This is a genomic window from bacterium, assembly GCA_041648665.1.
Classification (GTDB): domain Bacteria; phylum UBA10199; class UBA10199; order 2-02-FULL-44-16; family JAAZCA01; genus JAFGMW01.
Genome location: JBAZOP010000070.1, coordinates 1 through 15,135, shown reverse-complemented (window position 1 = coordinate 15,135; position 15,135 = coordinate 1). Strand labels below are relative to the sequence as shown.

The 15,135-nt window shown below is 56.2% G+C and carries 14 protein-coding genes; 9 read left to right on the top strand and 5 right to left on the bottom strand.

The genetic code is table 11. The features are described from left to right. The first annotated feature begins 116 nt into the window (after positions 1-116). Positions 117-323: a hypothetical protein gene (locus WC683_15555; protein ID MFA4974026.1), complete on the top strand. Its 207-nt coding sequence runs from the start codon at positions 117-119 to the stop codon at positions 321-323. Between the two features lie 59 nt (positions 324-382). Here WC683_15555 and WC683_15550 read toward each other — a convergent pair whose 3' ends face one another. The 3 genes from WC683_15550 to WC683_15540 all read right to left on the bottom strand — a co-directional run bounded on the left by WC683_15550 (position 383) and on the right by WC683_15540 (position 3,581). After that, positions 383-2,179: a RiPP maturation radical SAM C-methyltransferase gene (locus WC683_15550; GenBank protein MFA4974025.1), complete on the bottom strand. Its 1,797-nt coding sequence runs from the start codon at positions 2,177-2,179 to the stop codon at positions 383-385. Positions 2,180-2,194: 15 nt separating this feature from the next. Continuing rightward, positions 2,195-2,368, bottom strand: coding sequence for a hypothetical protein (locus WC683_15545; protein ID MFA4974024.1), 174 nt, complete (start codon positions 2,366-2,368; stop codon positions 2,195-2,197). A gap of 160 nt (positions 2,369-2,528) precedes the next feature. After that, entirely contained in the window at positions 2,529-3,581 is a 1,053-nt protein-coding gene (locus tag WC683_15540) for an aminopeptidase (protein ID MFA4974023.1), read from the bottom strand. Positions 3,582-3,931: 350 nt separating this feature from the next. Here WC683_15540 and WC683_15535 point away from each other — a divergent pair, with 350 nt between their 5' ends. Beyond that, a complete protein-coding gene (locus WC683_15535; GenBank protein MFA4974022.1) occupies positions 3,932-4,099 on the top strand; it encodes a hypothetical protein in 168 nt (55 codons plus the stop codon). Position 4,100: 1 nt separating this feature from the next. On the opposite strand, the gene WC683_15530 is transcribed toward WC683_15535, so the two are convergent. Together WC683_15530 and WC683_15525 are read right to left on the bottom strand one after the other, a co-directional pair. After that, positions 4,101-5,021, bottom strand: coding sequence for a GNAT family N-acetyltransferase (locus tag WC683_15530; GenBank protein MFA4974021.1), 921 nt, complete (start codon positions 5,019-5,021; stop codon positions 4,101-4,103). A gap of 93 nt (positions 5,022-5,114) precedes the next feature. Next, a complete protein-coding gene (locus WC683_15525; GenBank protein ID MFA4974020.1) occupies positions 5,115-6,920 on the bottom strand; it encodes a RiPP maturation radical SAM C-methyltransferase in 1,806 nt (601 codons plus the stop codon). 35 nt (positions 6,921-6,955) lie between these two features. On the opposite strand from WC683_15525, the gene WC683_15520 reads away from it, so the two are divergent. From WC683_15520 to WC683_15490, 7 genes are all read left to right on the top strand, one after another. Continuing rightward, positions 6,956-7,168: a hypothetical protein gene (locus tag WC683_15520; GenBank protein ID MFA4974019.1), complete on the top strand. Its 213-nt coding sequence runs from the start codon at positions 6,956-6,958 to the stop codon at positions 7,166-7,168. Between the two features lie 170 nt (positions 7,169-7,338). Next, on the top strand, positions 7,339-8,385 hold the full coding sequence (locus WC683_15515; protein MFA4974018.1) for an L-erythro-3,5-diaminohexanoate dehydrogenase: 1,047 nt from the start codon (positions 7,339-7,341) through the stop codon (positions 8,383-8,385). Between the two features lie 6 nt (positions 8,386-8,391). Further along, entirely contained in the window at positions 8,392-9,645 is a 1,254-nt protein-coding gene (locus tag WC683_15510) for a KamA family radical SAM protein (protein ID MFA4974017.1), read from the top strand. A 3-nt stretch (positions 9,646-9,648) separates the two neighbouring features. Continuing rightward, positions 9,649-11,211, top strand: a complete 1,563-nt coding sequence (locus WC683_15505) for a lysine 5,6-aminomutase subunit alpha (GenBank protein ID MFA4974016.1) — start codon at positions 9,649-9,651, stop codon at positions 11,209-11,211. Then, entirely contained in the window at positions 11,212-12,186 is a 975-nt protein-coding gene (locus WC683_15500) for an OAM dimerization domain-containing protein (protein ID MFA4974015.1), read from the top strand. A 14-nt stretch (positions 12,187-12,200) separates the two neighbouring features. Then, positions 12,201-13,136, top strand: coding sequence for a diacylglycerol kinase family protein (locus WC683_15495; GenBank protein ID MFA4974014.1), 936 nt, complete (start codon positions 12,201-12,203; stop codon positions 13,134-13,136). Positions 13,137-13,340: 204 nt separating this feature from the next. Continuing rightward, the coding region (locus tag WC683_15490; GenBank protein MFA4974013.1) for a hypothetical protein at positions 13,341-15,135 on the top strand (1,795 nt) is incomplete at its 3' end.

The window sequence follows — 15,135 nt, the reverse complement described above, 5'->3', positions numbered from 1 at the left end:
AAAATTCCCCTTTTTTTTCAGAATGGGATCTGCTATAAAAAGTCAAGTTTCAAGTGCTGTTTAACAATCTTGGCGTCGCGAACAAGCGGGCCGCGCGCCCTCAATGAGGAGGAGTTATGCCGAAGAAAAAGAGGAAGGCAGCGAAGAAGAGGAAGGTAGCGAAGAAGAAGGGCGGCAAGAAGGCGTTCGGCGGGTACACGGTCAACTTCCGTGACTGCGAACACACCCTCGAGAGCGTATTCGGCACGAAGCCGATCGCACCGAGCCAAATGACGAAGAAGCTGTGGGCGTATGTGAAGCGCAATCGCCTGAACAAGAGATAGTCTTCAGCGAAAGTTGTTACAACAAGGCCCGGCTCACGCCGGGCCTTTTGTTTTGTGCGTTAGAGAGACATCATGTGCCGGCGGTTTTCGGGAGAGATATGGATCGCCAGGGAGAGCCAGTCGTCGTCCTCGGTGTACATCACCTTGAGTTTGAAGAGCTTGCGCAACATCTTGCGGATCTCTCTTTCTGGAACGTCCTTGAACTTCTTTCGGATCTCCGCAAAATTCCTGATCTCGTCGCAGAATAGGTAAAGCTCGCGTGCCAAATCACAAAGGGTGGTCGCTTGAATACCTGCTCTGAAATCCTCGATTCGTAACGAATCTCCGCAGTCAAAGTACTGAAGAATCGATCTTCCTGCAGCTTGCGCTCTCTCATACTCTTTCCTCCATCGCTTATGCCGCATAAAAAAGCGACGGTAGTTGCGTTTTCTGTTCAAACATTCAAAATCGCTATAATATAACTTCAAGCTGGAAAGTCTATTCGGGAGGTATTTGCCGAGGTCAGGAGCTTCATTGATGGATCTTATCTTGAATTTTTTGGGATTACGATAAATCGGCGAACCCGGGAATAGCCCGAATCGTGCAATATTGTCTGGTGGCATATAGCATGAAGCCAAATCCATGGCTTCGGTACTGCGATCGACATCCGCCTGAGTTTCGGTTGGAAATTCTACTATCAAGTTAGATAGATGTCTTATGCCAACCTCTTCACAGAATTTCATAGTCTCCAGGTTGTCTATCAGGCGAGTGCGCTTGTTCATCTTCGAAAGAAGTTTGGTGTCGAGCGCCTCTAGGCCGATCTGTATTGCGCAGATGCCGGCGTGCTTCATCGATGCCATCTGTTGCTTGGAGAGTCCCGCTCTCGCCTCGCAGAAGATCCTGTAGTCGCGGTTGTGGGAGCTCAGCAGATTGCTCAGTCCCTCGGTTGGCTCCTGATTGATCATGGCCGTGCTCAAGTAGAATGCGGAGACCCCATATTCCTTATAGAAGAGGTTGACGGAATTTGCGATCTTGACCGGAGGCCTGGATCTGAAACCAGGCATAAAAGAGCCATATGCACAGAAGGCACACCTCCTTGTGCACCCCCTGCTTACCTCTATGGGAATATAAGACAATATCTCAATTTGATTAAAGGGGCCACTTCTGTTGAGCGTGTCAAAATAATTGTGATAATCGGGCTCAGGAAGTCCACCGAGATCCGGCAGCTGCTTCCTGGGGTTCTGTTTGATGATTCCGCCATGGCGATATATGAGGCCCGGGACATTCTCCTCGAATTTGCATGACCGCGAAGCCACCCCGGACAAAAGTTCGCTGAATGATATTTCTCCCTCTCCATCGATGCACCAGTTCACCTGCGGGAAGCATTTGAGCACCGATTTGCCAAGCTCCCCGGTCACGCCGTAGCCTCCCATTACGATGCGGATTGACGGATGGTCGCGCTTGATCCAGGTTGCATAGAGGAGGGACGTAAAGAGTTGCGAAAAGTTGATAGAGAAACCTACTATTGAATATCTACGCCAATCTATGTTTTTATATGAAGCGACGAGTGCATCATGAAGGCGAATAGCATGCCGGTTTGCGTTCGGGATAAATTTATTAGCATACTTCAGCAGTGCCTTCCTATTTTCGGAAAAGCACAAAGCCGCGCCTAGCGCCTCTCCGGCGGGTGTGTCAATCCAGCAAGGATCGTCGTAGCTGTCCAGGGAAAAGCACTGTGCTATCTCCAGATGCAGGTTGAGCGCATCTACGTCGAATCCCAAGGACTGTGCATAGGCTGCAAGACATCCGATGGCTAAAGATGGACTTTTATAATTCTCCCATGGCAGAGAAATGAGCGATGCTCTGCAATTCGACATTGTCTCCTCAGGTATCTAGCGAGCCTTATTCCTCCCGGGGAAACGCGTTATTCCTCTGCCGGGGAAGCGTGTTATTTTTCCACTTATTTCATTTCCCGGGTTTATTTCTATAACGATTTTCTTTGTCTTACCTGCTGTGCTGTTTCTGGTCTTGGTTGTGATCGGCTTCTTCGCAACAGTTTTTGCCATATGATCCTCCTATTTTTGTTGTTATCGACTGTTTGCTATTTAGTATAGATAGAATAAAATTGTCGCTAAATAAAGTGTAAAATGATCGATTTCGCCGACTGCCCCCAGTTTCAGCTCAACCTGCTTTGAGATTGTCTTCGTTGTTGTCAGACATGGCATGTCAGTAATCCAGCAGGTGTTGTCCGCTCTTCATTATTATCCTGCCGTCCACCTCGACAGTGGGGTGCCTAAGGAGGCCGTCGTTGTGTGCGACGCTGTCCCATGCGGCCTTGGTTGTGTCGGGGAGAGGGCTGCCCAGAGCTACGTGCACACCGGGCAGCTTTTCATCCTGCAGCATGTTCCCTATTATTTCAGTGAGGCCGATATTGGTGCCAAACGCAAATTCACCGACACGGTTCGAGTTGTCATCGCTTTCAAATGTGTACCTTTCAAAGTCATGCTTCAATTCCTTGTTGGCGCATTCGACGCTGCCGGGAACGCACCTGCCGTCGAACAGGGCGTACTTCAAGGGGGTCTTTGAGATGTCCCCGTATTTTTTTGAGAAGAAGTCTCCGAAACCTCCGTCTATCACCATAGTCCCGTTCGCGTTTATCGGAGTGCCGTAGACTTCACCTCCCGGCAGGTTCGCCGCTTCCCCAAGCCTAACGAGGCCGTCACAGATGCTCCAGAGGTATTTTCGGGAGAACTCGAATATAGCTTCGGTGCCGGCTGGAGTGGTGACCCTTATCAGGTTCGCCATTGAAACTATGTCGAACACCTTTTTCGACAGGCGTTGAATCTTGTCGTAGTCGGAGGCCATCCCCTGCCACATCATCTGCTCTGTGAACATGGGCATATGAGCGTGTTTTATGCCCAGTTCTTCCACCAGCCTTATCAGGGGCATCCTGAAGGAATGAAGTTCATTCGGCCGTATCTGTGCTATGTAGATGCTCGCATTTGCGATCGTCAGGGCGCCTGCGATCTCCGGGCTGAGCTCTAGCGGTGTCGAGCCATCCTCTGGCCGCGTTCCGAAGTCTTCCATCATGAACATGGAAAGACTCGCGCCGGAGATGATGGCCCTTTCTGCGATTGGATCGGCCAGCCTCCTCGTCTCCTCGTCCGTTATAATGACCAGATTCTCCCCTCGCCTGATCTTCAGGCAATTGTCGACGACCTGTAGCGCCCCTTGATCGATCAACCTCCTTTTCTCTTCAATCGGAATTGCACCTTTCATCGCGAATGTGCCTCCAGGCGCTGCAACATAATTGTCGGATGCGCTGCCGCTGTTCTGCAATGCGTCAGTGGACGCGAAAGGGATCGATGATGTCGGAGATGAGATTGTGGAACCTGCAATTCCGAGGTTGAAGGGAATTCTAGGTATTTTGATCATGGTTAATTATCGCCATTTCTCTCAAGAAGTTGCTTCTTATTTTAAGATGAAATATCAAGATGTTATAGAAAGTGCATCTGTTTCTTGTACGTACTTCGGCTTATGTTTCTGAAAAAATTTTTTCGCTTGAACCTTTGACACTCGCCAGCTAAAGAATTCCGCCAATGTTATCTGAGTCTTCTTCAAGAAGCCCCATGCGCGGCTGTCCCCGCTGCAAATCCAAGCGCCTCCAGAAGCGCCTGGACGGATCCAGCTTCTGCAAGCGCTGCGGCCAGCGCGTCTCCTCGGACGGCCGCCTCATACCCTCGGCCGACAGGCGCGGAGAGGAAGCCCAGCCCGACCCCCAGATAAACCTGCTCTGAGTCAGAGCGTCTTGGCCATCTCAACCTGTGTGTTTGAAAGACTGAAGCCCAGCGAGCCCATGATCGCAGGAATTTGCGTCTGGGAATCCGGTATCTGAAAGAGCTCAATGGGGCCGTCGTTGCTGCGCGCGTTCATGAATATCTCCACCATCGCTCCGAGCGCGAGCCGTCCTTCCTCGGCGCTCATGGCATCGAGGCCCAGATGCAGTATCCTTCCGGTCGCAGGCTGAAACAGGCCATAGGCCCTCTCCTTCATCCCATCGCTGACAACGACAGGCATGATGGAATCCCTGACGTCAAAAATCCCTTCCCACATTCTGTACCATGGCGGCTCATGGTCGAGCATGTGTCTCAAGCTGTAGGCGTGGCCGAGGTCGGTAAGCCTTGCCTGCATCGGGTTGTCTTTCGAAAGCTCGACGGTATCTGCAGAGGAGTAAGAATGGAGAGTTCGGGTTATCTCGAATCCCATGTTCCTGTAGAGCCTGATGACCGTGGAGTTGCCCGCCTGCGCGAACAGGACTCCGGCGCCGGCCCCGAGGGCGCGGGCCGCACCCTCGGCCGATCTGGACATGGCGGTGGCAATGCCCCTCTTGCGCCATTCCTCCACGACGGTGGTGCCTGTGCAGCAGGATACTCGTTTGCCTGAAATCGCCCTGATACCGGACAGCCAGAAGCCTACCATGGAACCTTCCTCAAATGCGCCGTAGGATATCTCGGGCCTGTACCCGTTCTGTCTCAGCCTCAACGCGAGCGACTCCGACGACATGTTCACGCCGAACCCGCGGCAGAGGGTGTTGTGAAGCTCATGAAAATCTCTATCTGCGAGCGGCCGTATGTAGAGGGAAGATGGCGTCGGTCTTAAGACAGGCACGTTTGTCGGCAATAGCCGTATAGTCTGGATGTTGTGCAGAGGCAGCGTCATATCTCAGTCAGTCCTCTCAAGGCGGTTATCGGAAGGATTTTAATAAAGTTGTCTGAAAAACGCTTTCTCTAATGGGTTGATATTGTTAAATAATTATATGACGGGGAGATGCCTCCTCAAATTCGGGGATGAGTGAATGGCAAGAGAGAGGTATTCGCCCTCTTCAGTCATCATCAGGCGCAGATCGATCAGCGACCCCAATATTTCGCGTATGCGGGCTGTGCCGGCCCCTGGAAATCCAGCCTGTATTTCATCGATTTTTCTCACGCTGTCGCAGAATCTGTAGATTCCAGCGGCCAATCCATCGAGGATGATCGTGCCTCCTCCATGCCGTGAGTCCTCTATTTTTATATGATCTTTACAATCGAAGTAATGCAGCATGGGTCGCCCTGATCTTCGCGCCTCCTCATAATCCTTCTTCCATCTGCGCCATCTTTTCATGAGTGCGCTGTAGTTGCGGTTCTTCCTGTTGGTTGAGAATTTTTTGTACCATAGATCTATGTTTCGGCTTATGTCCTTCGGCAACAGAGGTGCATATGCCGAGCGCTCGCATATTTTTTTGATTCCGAATTTCTTGGGCTGAAAATAGACCGGGGACCCCTCGCGAAGTTGAAATCTTACAATGCTCTCGGGTGGCATATAGGCGGACGCCATGTCGTCGATCGCCTTGACGGTGCGATCAATATCGTCCTGCGATTCCGTGGGGAATCCCAGCATCAGGTTGGATGTGTGGCCGATGCCGAGTTCTTCGCAGTATTTCATGGCCCTGATGTTTTCGATGAGCTTCGTGCCCTTGTTCATCTTGCGGAGCAGCCCGGAGTCGAGAGCCTCTATGCCTATCTGGACGTGGGCGAGCCCCGCGCGTTTCATCAGCGACAGGTTTTCCTTTGTCGTGTCTGCGCGGATCTCGCAGAAAAATCTGTAGTCAATATCCTGCTTCAGGATGAGCGGGAAGAGGGCTTCGATGTCTTTTTTCGCGATCAACTGCGCCACCAGGTTGATAGAATTAACTTTGTACTTGCGGCATGCGCGCCTGATCGCCGCCGCAGTCTCTTTGGCCGGCCTGGATCGATAGCCTCTCCAGAAGCCGAAGTCGCAGCAGAATGCACATTTGAATACGCACCCCCTGCTCACTTCGATGGGGATATAATTGAGGATCTCAGTGCCGGAGAGCTTGGGGTGCGCCTCAATCGTCCTGTAATAATCGGTGAAGTCGGGGTCCGGCAGACCGCTCAAATCCTGGAGTTGGGCAACCGGATTGAATTTGATGAGGTTGCCTTCTCTGTAAAATAGACTTGGCACGTCGCGTTCAAATCCGCTGGAGCCATCGCGCATTCCCTTCAAGAGTTCGACGAAACCGATCTCTCCCTCGCCGTCTATGACCCAGTCTACCCAAGGGAAGCACTTCAGGACGGATCTGCCCATTTTACCGGCGACCGCGCGTCCGCCCAGCAAAATCCTGATATTTGGATGATTGCGCTTCAACCATGATGAGAACAGCAGGGAGGCGAAGAGCTGATCGAACGTTACCGTGAATCCGACGAGGGAATATCTCTTCCAATCGATTCTCCGGTATACATCCTTCATTGCGTGCTCAAGTTTTGGAAGAACTTTAGTCGAACCGGGCAGAATCTTCTCCGAATATCGCAGCAGGCGTCTTTCCGCGGAAGGGAAGAGAATGGCCGCGCAAAGTGCGTCCCCGCAGGAACGGTAGGTCTTGTAGGAATACTCGTCATATTCGTTGAGTCCGACGGAGGCTGCTATGTCCAGATGTGCGTGGCGAGCTTCGGCATCAAAGCCGTTTCGCCTCGCATATGCCGCGAGCGCACCTATCTGAAGAGACGGGCTATGATAGCTGGCCCAGGGCAGGGAAATAAGAAGAACCTTTGGTCTGCTCATTGCGATGGCTTGTGCCCGTGCATCAAGGCTGGTCCATGGGCGGAGTCTTGATCCTCGGTTTCCTGGTTTTTAGGTTGATTCCGACTGGCGCGATCTTTTGCACCGTCGCCCGAGACTTGACCTTGGTGGGCTTTTTTGCAGCTGGTTTTTTAGATGTCGTCATCGGATCCTCCACAAAGGGCTTTAATATCCTTCCTTTTGAAATCATAGATGAGCAAAAACCATGCCTTGATATTAGCACCGATTGAAGAAACTATCCTATTGAAAAAACATATTATTTTTCAATTTGCTACGATCGACTATAGGATCAAGATGAGAACCGTGACTGAAATCGTCAAAAAACCGTCTCTATTCCCCTTGCTTTCGCCTTCCTGAGTATGATTAATAAACGCACTAATTTTCCGGGATGGAGGTAAAAGTGACCAAATATCGCACAGGTAGCGACCGCTTCGGTCGTCATCGCGTCATCGAGCCGAAGGGGGCTCTGCCGCAGGCGGCCACGCGCGTCGACAATTCGCTGCCTATCTACGAGAACGAAATACTCATCAACGTACAGACCCTCAACATAGACTCGGCCTCCTTTCGCCAGATGAAAGAGGCCTCGGCCGGGAGCTCCGACGGCATAGCAAAGCAGGTGCTGGCCAACGTATCGAAGATGGGCAAGCAGCAGAATCCTGTGACCGGCTCCGGCGGCATGCTCCTCGGCACGGTCGAGGAGATGGGGCCCGCGTACTCCAATCCCTGCAACGTGAAGAAGGGCGATCGGGTATGCACTCTGGTTTCTCTCACCCTCACCCCGCTCATCATCGAGCGCATAAAAGAGGTCCGCGACTCCGAACAGATCGACATAGACGGCAACGCCATCCTCTTCGACTCCGGCGTGCTTGCGAAGATCCCGGACGACATGGACCTCAAAGTCTGCCTTGCGCTGCTTGACGTGGCCGGTGCGCCGCCGCAGGCCGATCGGCTCGCAAAGAAGGGCGATACAGTCTATGTGATCGGCTGCGGCAAATCCGGGATACTGTGCGCTGCGGCGATCCGCGAGAAGTTGGGGAAGAACTGCAGGATCATCGCGTCGGCCACGCGCGAATCTAGCGTTGAGACCATGAAGTCGCTGGGGCTCGTCGACGAATGCTTCACCGCTAACGCCCTCTCGCCGGCCGAGACGATGGACAAGGTCGCCAAGGCCACGAACGGCAAGATGTGCGACCTTGTGATAAACACGGCGAACGTCGAGGGGACCGAGCTTGCATCCGTCCTCGCATGTCGCCAGGGCGGAAAGGTCTACTTCTTCAACATGGCGACAAACTTCCAGAAGGCGGCTCTCGGCGCCGAGGGCGTGGGAATGGACGTGGAGATGATAATCGGCAACGGCTACGCGCCGAACCACGCGCGGTTCACGCTCGATTTGTACCGCAAGAGCGCGGTGGTGAAAAAGTGGTTCGACGACAAGTTTGGGGAGTGAGGCGGCATGATCGACATGAGCGATCCGAAATATTTTCAGCGCATCAAGGCCTATGAGGACGTTTCGCCCGAGCAGTGGAACGACCCGCGTTGGCAGCTCGCGAACGCTGTCACGGACGCCGAAGGGTTGAGCAAGGTGATAGCGCTCACGCCGAAGGAAAAGGCGGATGTCGATCGCGCGGTCAAACATTCGAAATTCCAGGTGACGCCTTATTTCCTTTCGCTCATCGACGAGAAAAACCCCGAATGCCCGATCCGAATGCAGTGCGTGCCCAGGCTCGCGGAGCTCGAACCTGGGCTGGGCGATCTCACGGATCCCCTCGCCGAGGACGCCGACATGCCGGTGCCCAGGCTCGTGCATCGCTACCCGGACCGCGTGCTCTTCCTGGTCTCAGAGGTATGCAGCATGTACTGCCGCTTCTGCACGAGAAGGCGCCACGTCCTCTCGCGCACCACGAAGCAGCTCGCCTCCGAGCACGACAATGCGATCGAATACATCGCGAAGAACAGGGAGATCCGCGACGTGATTCTCTCCGGCGGCGATGCGCTCATGCTGCCGGTGGCCACGCTGGAGGGGATCATAAAGAGGATACGCGCGATACCGCACGTGGAGATCATCCGAGTGGCCAGCCGTTTCCCGTGCGTCATGCCTATGGGCGTAACCGACGAAGTGATCGCGATGCTCAAAAAGTATCAGCCTGTTTATTTCATGACTCACTTCAGCCATCCGTATGAGGTGACTCCGCAGGCAAAGGCCGCATGCGAGAAGATAGCGGACGCCGGCATGCCGATCTCGAACCAGTCGGTGCTGCTCCGCAAGATCAACTCCGATCCAGCGGTGATGAAGAAGCTTTTGCACGAACTCCTCAAAATTCGGGTGAAGCCTTATTACATTTATCAGTGCGACCTGGCCGAGGGGATCGAGCACTTCCGCACCTCAGTCTCCAAGGGCTTCGAGATAATGGAGTACTTGCGCGGTCATACCTCGGGTCTAGCGCTGCCGACCTTCGTGATAGATGCGCCTGGCGGCGGCGGCAAGATACCGGTGATGCCGAACTATCTGCTCACGCTCACCGACGAGAGGGCCGTGGTGCGCAATTACAGGGGGCTCATGTCAAGCTACACCAACCCGCGTGAGCGCGACAGCGCGTGCTCGACCGCGGACGATATAGCGAAAAATTTCGCGCCGGAGCAGCCTAAGAACACGGCTTTCTACGATCTCGTGGACGGCAAGAGGGTAATCCTGAAACCGCAGGTGTGATTTATGGCATATAGAAAACTCAACCTGGACCGCGACAAGATCGACCAGTGCAGGAACATGGCGGCGCGCATCGTCTCTCCGGTGCAGAAGTACATCGACAGGCACTCAACCGCCTCGATCGAACGCGCGGTGCTGCGCGTCTTCGGCGTGGAGGAGGCGCACCTCGAGATGCCCCACGTCAACCTGATCGTGGACCGCAGCCCCAAGGACATGCTCCGCAAGGGCGTCGCCTGGTGGTTCGCCAGGGCGGCGGTCCACACCGGGCTCTCCGCCGGGGAACTGGGAAAGCGGCTTGCTACAGACCATCTCAAGCTCGACTCGGTGCCGAACGTGGCTGAGGACCGGATCAGACAAAAGGCGGTCGAGCTCGCCGAGGCGGGCATCAAGAGGATCGACGAGGCCAGACAGCGCCGCCGTGGCGTGATGAACCGCAGGGGCGAGCCGCCGCAGCCGTGGAAGTACCTGATCGTCGCCACCGGAAATATCTACGATGACGCCGCTCAGGCGGTCTCGGCTGTCGAAGAGGGCGCGGACATCATCGCGGTCATACGCACGACTGCGCAGTCTCTGCTCGACTACGTCCCTGACGGAATCAGCACCGAAGGCGCCGGCGGTACGCTCGCCACGCAGGCGAACTTCCGAGTCATGCGCCAGGCGCTCGACGAGGCCTCGGAGAAGTCGGGCCGCTACATCAAACTCGTCAATTACTCATCGGGCCTCTGCATGTCCGAGATCGCTGCGATGGCCGCGGTGGAGCGGCTCGACGTGCTGCTCAACGACTCGATGTATGGCATCCTCTTCCGCGATATCAACATGAAGAGGACCTTCGTGGACCAGTACTTCTCGAGGCTGATATGCACGCGCGCCGGGATCACTATCAACACCGGCGAGGACAACTATCTCACGACGACCGACGCGTACCGCAACGCCCACCACGTGCTCGCCAGCCAGTTCATCAACGAGCAGTTCGCGCTCAAGGCCGGGATGCCGCACGAGCTCATGGGGCTCGGCCACGCCTTTGAGATGGACCCGGAGATCGAGGACGGCTTCCTCTACGAGCTGGCGCAGGCGCAGATGGTCCGCGAGATATTCCCGCGTTCGCCGATCAAGTTCATGCCGCCGACCAAACACATGAAGGGCGACATACTGTTCGGCAACGTCATGGACGCCATGTTCAACGTCTGCGGCATCGTTACGGAGCAGTCGATTCAGCTCCTGGGCATACCGACGGAGGCGATACACAACCCGCACATCCAGGACCGATACTGGGCGCTGAAGAACGCCAACTACGTCTTCAACAACTGCCGCAGCATCGGCGATGAGATAAGCTTCAACCCGAACGGAAAGATCACGCGGCGCGCCCACACGGTGCTCGACAACGTGCACAAATACCTGAAGAAGATCGAGGAGGCCGGGCTGATGAAGGCGATCGGCAAGGGGATGTTCGCGGAGATAGAGCGCGATGAGAACGGAGGCAAGGGGCTCGACGGCGTCTTCCAGAAGGACGCGCACTATCTCAACCCCGTGCTTGACCTTCTCAAGGCGAAGGCAGAAGAGGACGAATAGATGCTCAAGGTCAACCACAAGAAGCTCAAGCCCTACGGCGACAGACTGGACGACGGCCAGATGCAGCTTTCGTTTACGTTCCCTGTCCCCGCGTCGCCGGAGGCCCGCGAGGCGGCGAAGCGATACGTTGAGGGGATAGGGCTCCGCGACGTGGCTATCTGTGCGATGGATCCGATGGGCCGTGAGTTCACTTTCTTCGTGGCGTACGGAAAGTGCGACCGGACGATAGATCTTTCGGCGATTCACGTGCCGAAGGTCGAGGTCCCGGCCATGAACTACGAGGAGCTCACGGCGTACATGGCGCGCAACATCGACAGGCCGATCGTTGTGGTGGGCGCATGCACCGGTTCGGACGCGCACACGGTTGGCATCGACGCCATCATGAACATGAAGGGCTACGCCCACGACTATGGCTTGGAGCGTTACCCTCTCTTCAAAGCTCACAATCTCCGCAGCCAGCTCACCAACGAGGAACTGATTGAGCGGGCGGTGCAGCTTGAGGCCGACGCGCTCCTGGTTTCGCAGGTGGTCACGCAGCGCGACAGTCACATCAAAAACCTCAAGGAGCTCCATGCCCTGGTCAAGAAGAGCGACAAGCTCAGGAAGGGGCTGATCACCGTCATCGGCGGACCGAGGCTAGACCATCAGAACGCCCTCAAGCTCGGCTTTGACGCGGGCTTCGGGCCTGGGACCAGGCCTTCGCAGGTCGCCTCCTTCATCGTGCACGAGTACATGAAGCGCCGCGGCATAGTAGCGAAGCCGAAAGACATCCCCGCGCATGCGGCGCCTTCGCGTGAGCCGCACGCCGCGGTCCGTGCTCAACCGCAGGCGCACGTGCGTCAATACCCACGTCCGCAACCGCATCCACAAGAGGCGCAGCCCGCCGGCCAGGGGAAAAAGCGCAGGCCCAGGCGCAGGGGGAGGCGCGGCGGCGCACGCAGGTCGCATCATTCAAAGGCGGCGACGGCGCAATAGGAGCGGATGAACCTATGTCAGGGATAGGGATAATAATTAATCCGTATTCGCGCTCCCACAGGAAGGACCCGGAGCGCGCGCGGAAGATGGGCTTCATCGTGGGCGACCGCGGTTCGTGCCATTCGACCGAGACGCTCGACGAGGTGCGCACCCTGGCGCGCGAATTCAAAGAGAGGGAAGTGGACATACTCGGAATCTCGGGGGGCGACGGCACGAACCACCGGACGCTGTCCGTCTTCCTCGACGTGTACGGCGACAAACCGCTGCCGAAGATCGCGCTCCTCCGCGGCGGCACGATGAACAATCTGGCGAATCAGCTGAACGTCAAGGGCAAGACCGAGAAGATACTCTCGAGCCTCATCTTGAAATATCACGAGGGCATCCCGTTCAAAGAGGTCGGCATCAACATGATCCGCGTCAACGGCGCGTACGGATTCCTCTTCGGAATGGGGCTCATCAGCCGCTTCATAAAAGTCTATCAGAACGTCGAGGGCGGGCCCACGCCCTTCAGAGGCGCCATGCTGCTGGCCAGGGCCGTGTTCTCCTCGATCATCAACGGCAGGTTCGCAAGGCGGCTCGCCGAACGCTTCGACTGCAGGATCACCATAGAGGGAAAGCCTGCGCCGTTCAAAAATTACATGATGATATTCGCGGGCACGATGTCCACGCTCGGCTTCAATTTCAAGCCGCTCTACAGGTCAACCTCAGTAGAAGGCAAGTTCCAATCCATCTGCATTTCCGCCACAGGCCGCCAGCTCCTGTTCACCTTCCCGCGCGCCTTCTTCGCGCTGCCGGCCCGCTCCGAGCACCTGATCGACGAGATGACCTCCGACATGGTGCTGGAATTCGAAAACCCCATGGAATACACGGTCGACGGCGATTTTGCGGACAAGCCTGCCGACAGGATAGAGATAACGACCGGCCCGGCCCTCACGATGATCGTTTCCTAGCCCGTCCGTTTTTCTGGCACGGGTTATGCTTTATTAATAAACTGTCGGTTTTGCACGGCGAAGTCCGGATTGCCCTGCGGTCGTTTTCAAGGGCGGAGAGGGCTGATTATGGATAAATTGAACTGTCTGCCGCGTCGCGGATGCCGGCCACATACCGTTGTCAGGGCATTTGCCGGCGTCATCGCTTTGACGCTCCTTATCATAATGATCGACTGCTCGGGCGGAGGCAGTGGCGGCTCTTCCGGCGGGATCGCTCAAACCTCGGGGGATCTGTGCATGACGGGCGACGCTTCGTATCGCGTCGAGATCTCGGGCTCCGATCCGTACGAGAGGACCATAGAGGTGAATCCGTTCGAGTCCGCTTACAGCGGGAGCTTGGGCGGGCAGATCAGGGGGCTCGCCTCTCTTGCCGTCCAGATACCGGATTCCGAAGTATCGGAGATGATCTTCTGGGGCAGCGGCGCCTCCATCAAGTACGGCACTGCGGATGAGGTGATCGGCAAGATCAGCCTGGCAAAGCCGGGCGCCGTCAACGACATCGCGCCGATGGTGTACGGGGGCAAGCGCATGCTGGTCTACGGTACGGAGAGGGGGCTGGGAGTAGCGGGGCCCAACGACGCGGGCACGGGGTTTGCGGATTACTCGACCAGGGGCGCCTGGCGTTCGGCGCCCGACGGGGTGACCTCGCTCGATCTGTCGGACGACAATTCCTCCATCGTCTTCACGACTGCGGACGGTTTCGTGCAGCAGATAGCTCCGGCCGATCTCATCGGCGGCGAGAGCTGTTCCGGGATCATAGCCTCAGAGGTCGTGGCGCAGGAGTCGAGCTTGTCGCTCCTCCCTGTCAGGACCCAGGCAGGATCGAGCCACGTATTCGTCCTCTCAAAACCGTCTTCAGCGGCGGCCGTGGCGCCCACGTTCGAGCAGGCATATCACCCCATATTCGAGGCGATGCTGACCGACGGCGTCTACAGCAGGCTCAGGGCGTATCCCACGGGTGGCGGCAGCCCTTCGCTGCCCGGCTTTGCCACGAACGACTCGAGCTTCGAGCGCTTCGACAGGTTCATACCCACCGACATCGCGTGGGACGGTCAGAGCCTGTACGTGGTGGGGATCGCCTACGACCAGCAGGCCGTGTCCGATTTCCTGCTGCAGGAGTGCTCGACCAGCGTCGATCAGCCGCAACAGCTCAAGTGCATGGCGGATGCGGCCAAGGACGGGTCGCTGGCCACGTTCGGCCTGGATAGCGAGAGCGGCCTGCTCAGGTTTATCGGCGGGTTTTTCGTGTATCGCGACATGGGAAATCTTTCCAAGGCGGACCACTTCAAACAGATCCAGCTGACGGGCCTCAAATATCAGGAGGGCGCGCCGCCCTACATATTTGCGATAGCGGTGCAGTCCGAGCGAGCCTTCGTAAGAGGGCCTAATTTCCTGCTCTCCATCGGCCGCGCAGAGAGCGAGAGCGCGGAAGAGAACTGGGATATAGATCTCAAGGCCGACCTTGATGAGGAACTGGTTGCGGCTCTGCCCAACCGTGTTGCGCCGTATCAAGGCGGGGCGGCCGCCACTTTCACGGCGCTGAAGGCGTCGGACGGCTCGGGCGCATCTGCGCTGGAGATCATGGGGAGCGACGGCGACTTCGGAACGCTCGACACCGGCGCGATATACGTGAGGGCCGACGGCGCAGGCCAGAGCTCTGGCCTGATAGCGGCCATCGAAATGGAGAGCGATCGCGGCGGGAAACTCTTCCTCGAGAACGCTACGAGTAAATACGCCATAGATACGAACCTCTCCAACGGGTATGTGAGCAACGCGGCCTATGACGGAACCACTCTCGCCTTTGCCTCTTCGCAGAGGGGCACGCAGACGATGCCGGAGTATACGTTCGGCTGGAATGTCATGGTCCAGTCGGGCATCAAGATCTCAACGCGGGGAACCCTTTTCATAAGCAGGGCCTTGGGTGCGAACCAGGAGTTCACCGGATTCCCGACGTTGGTCA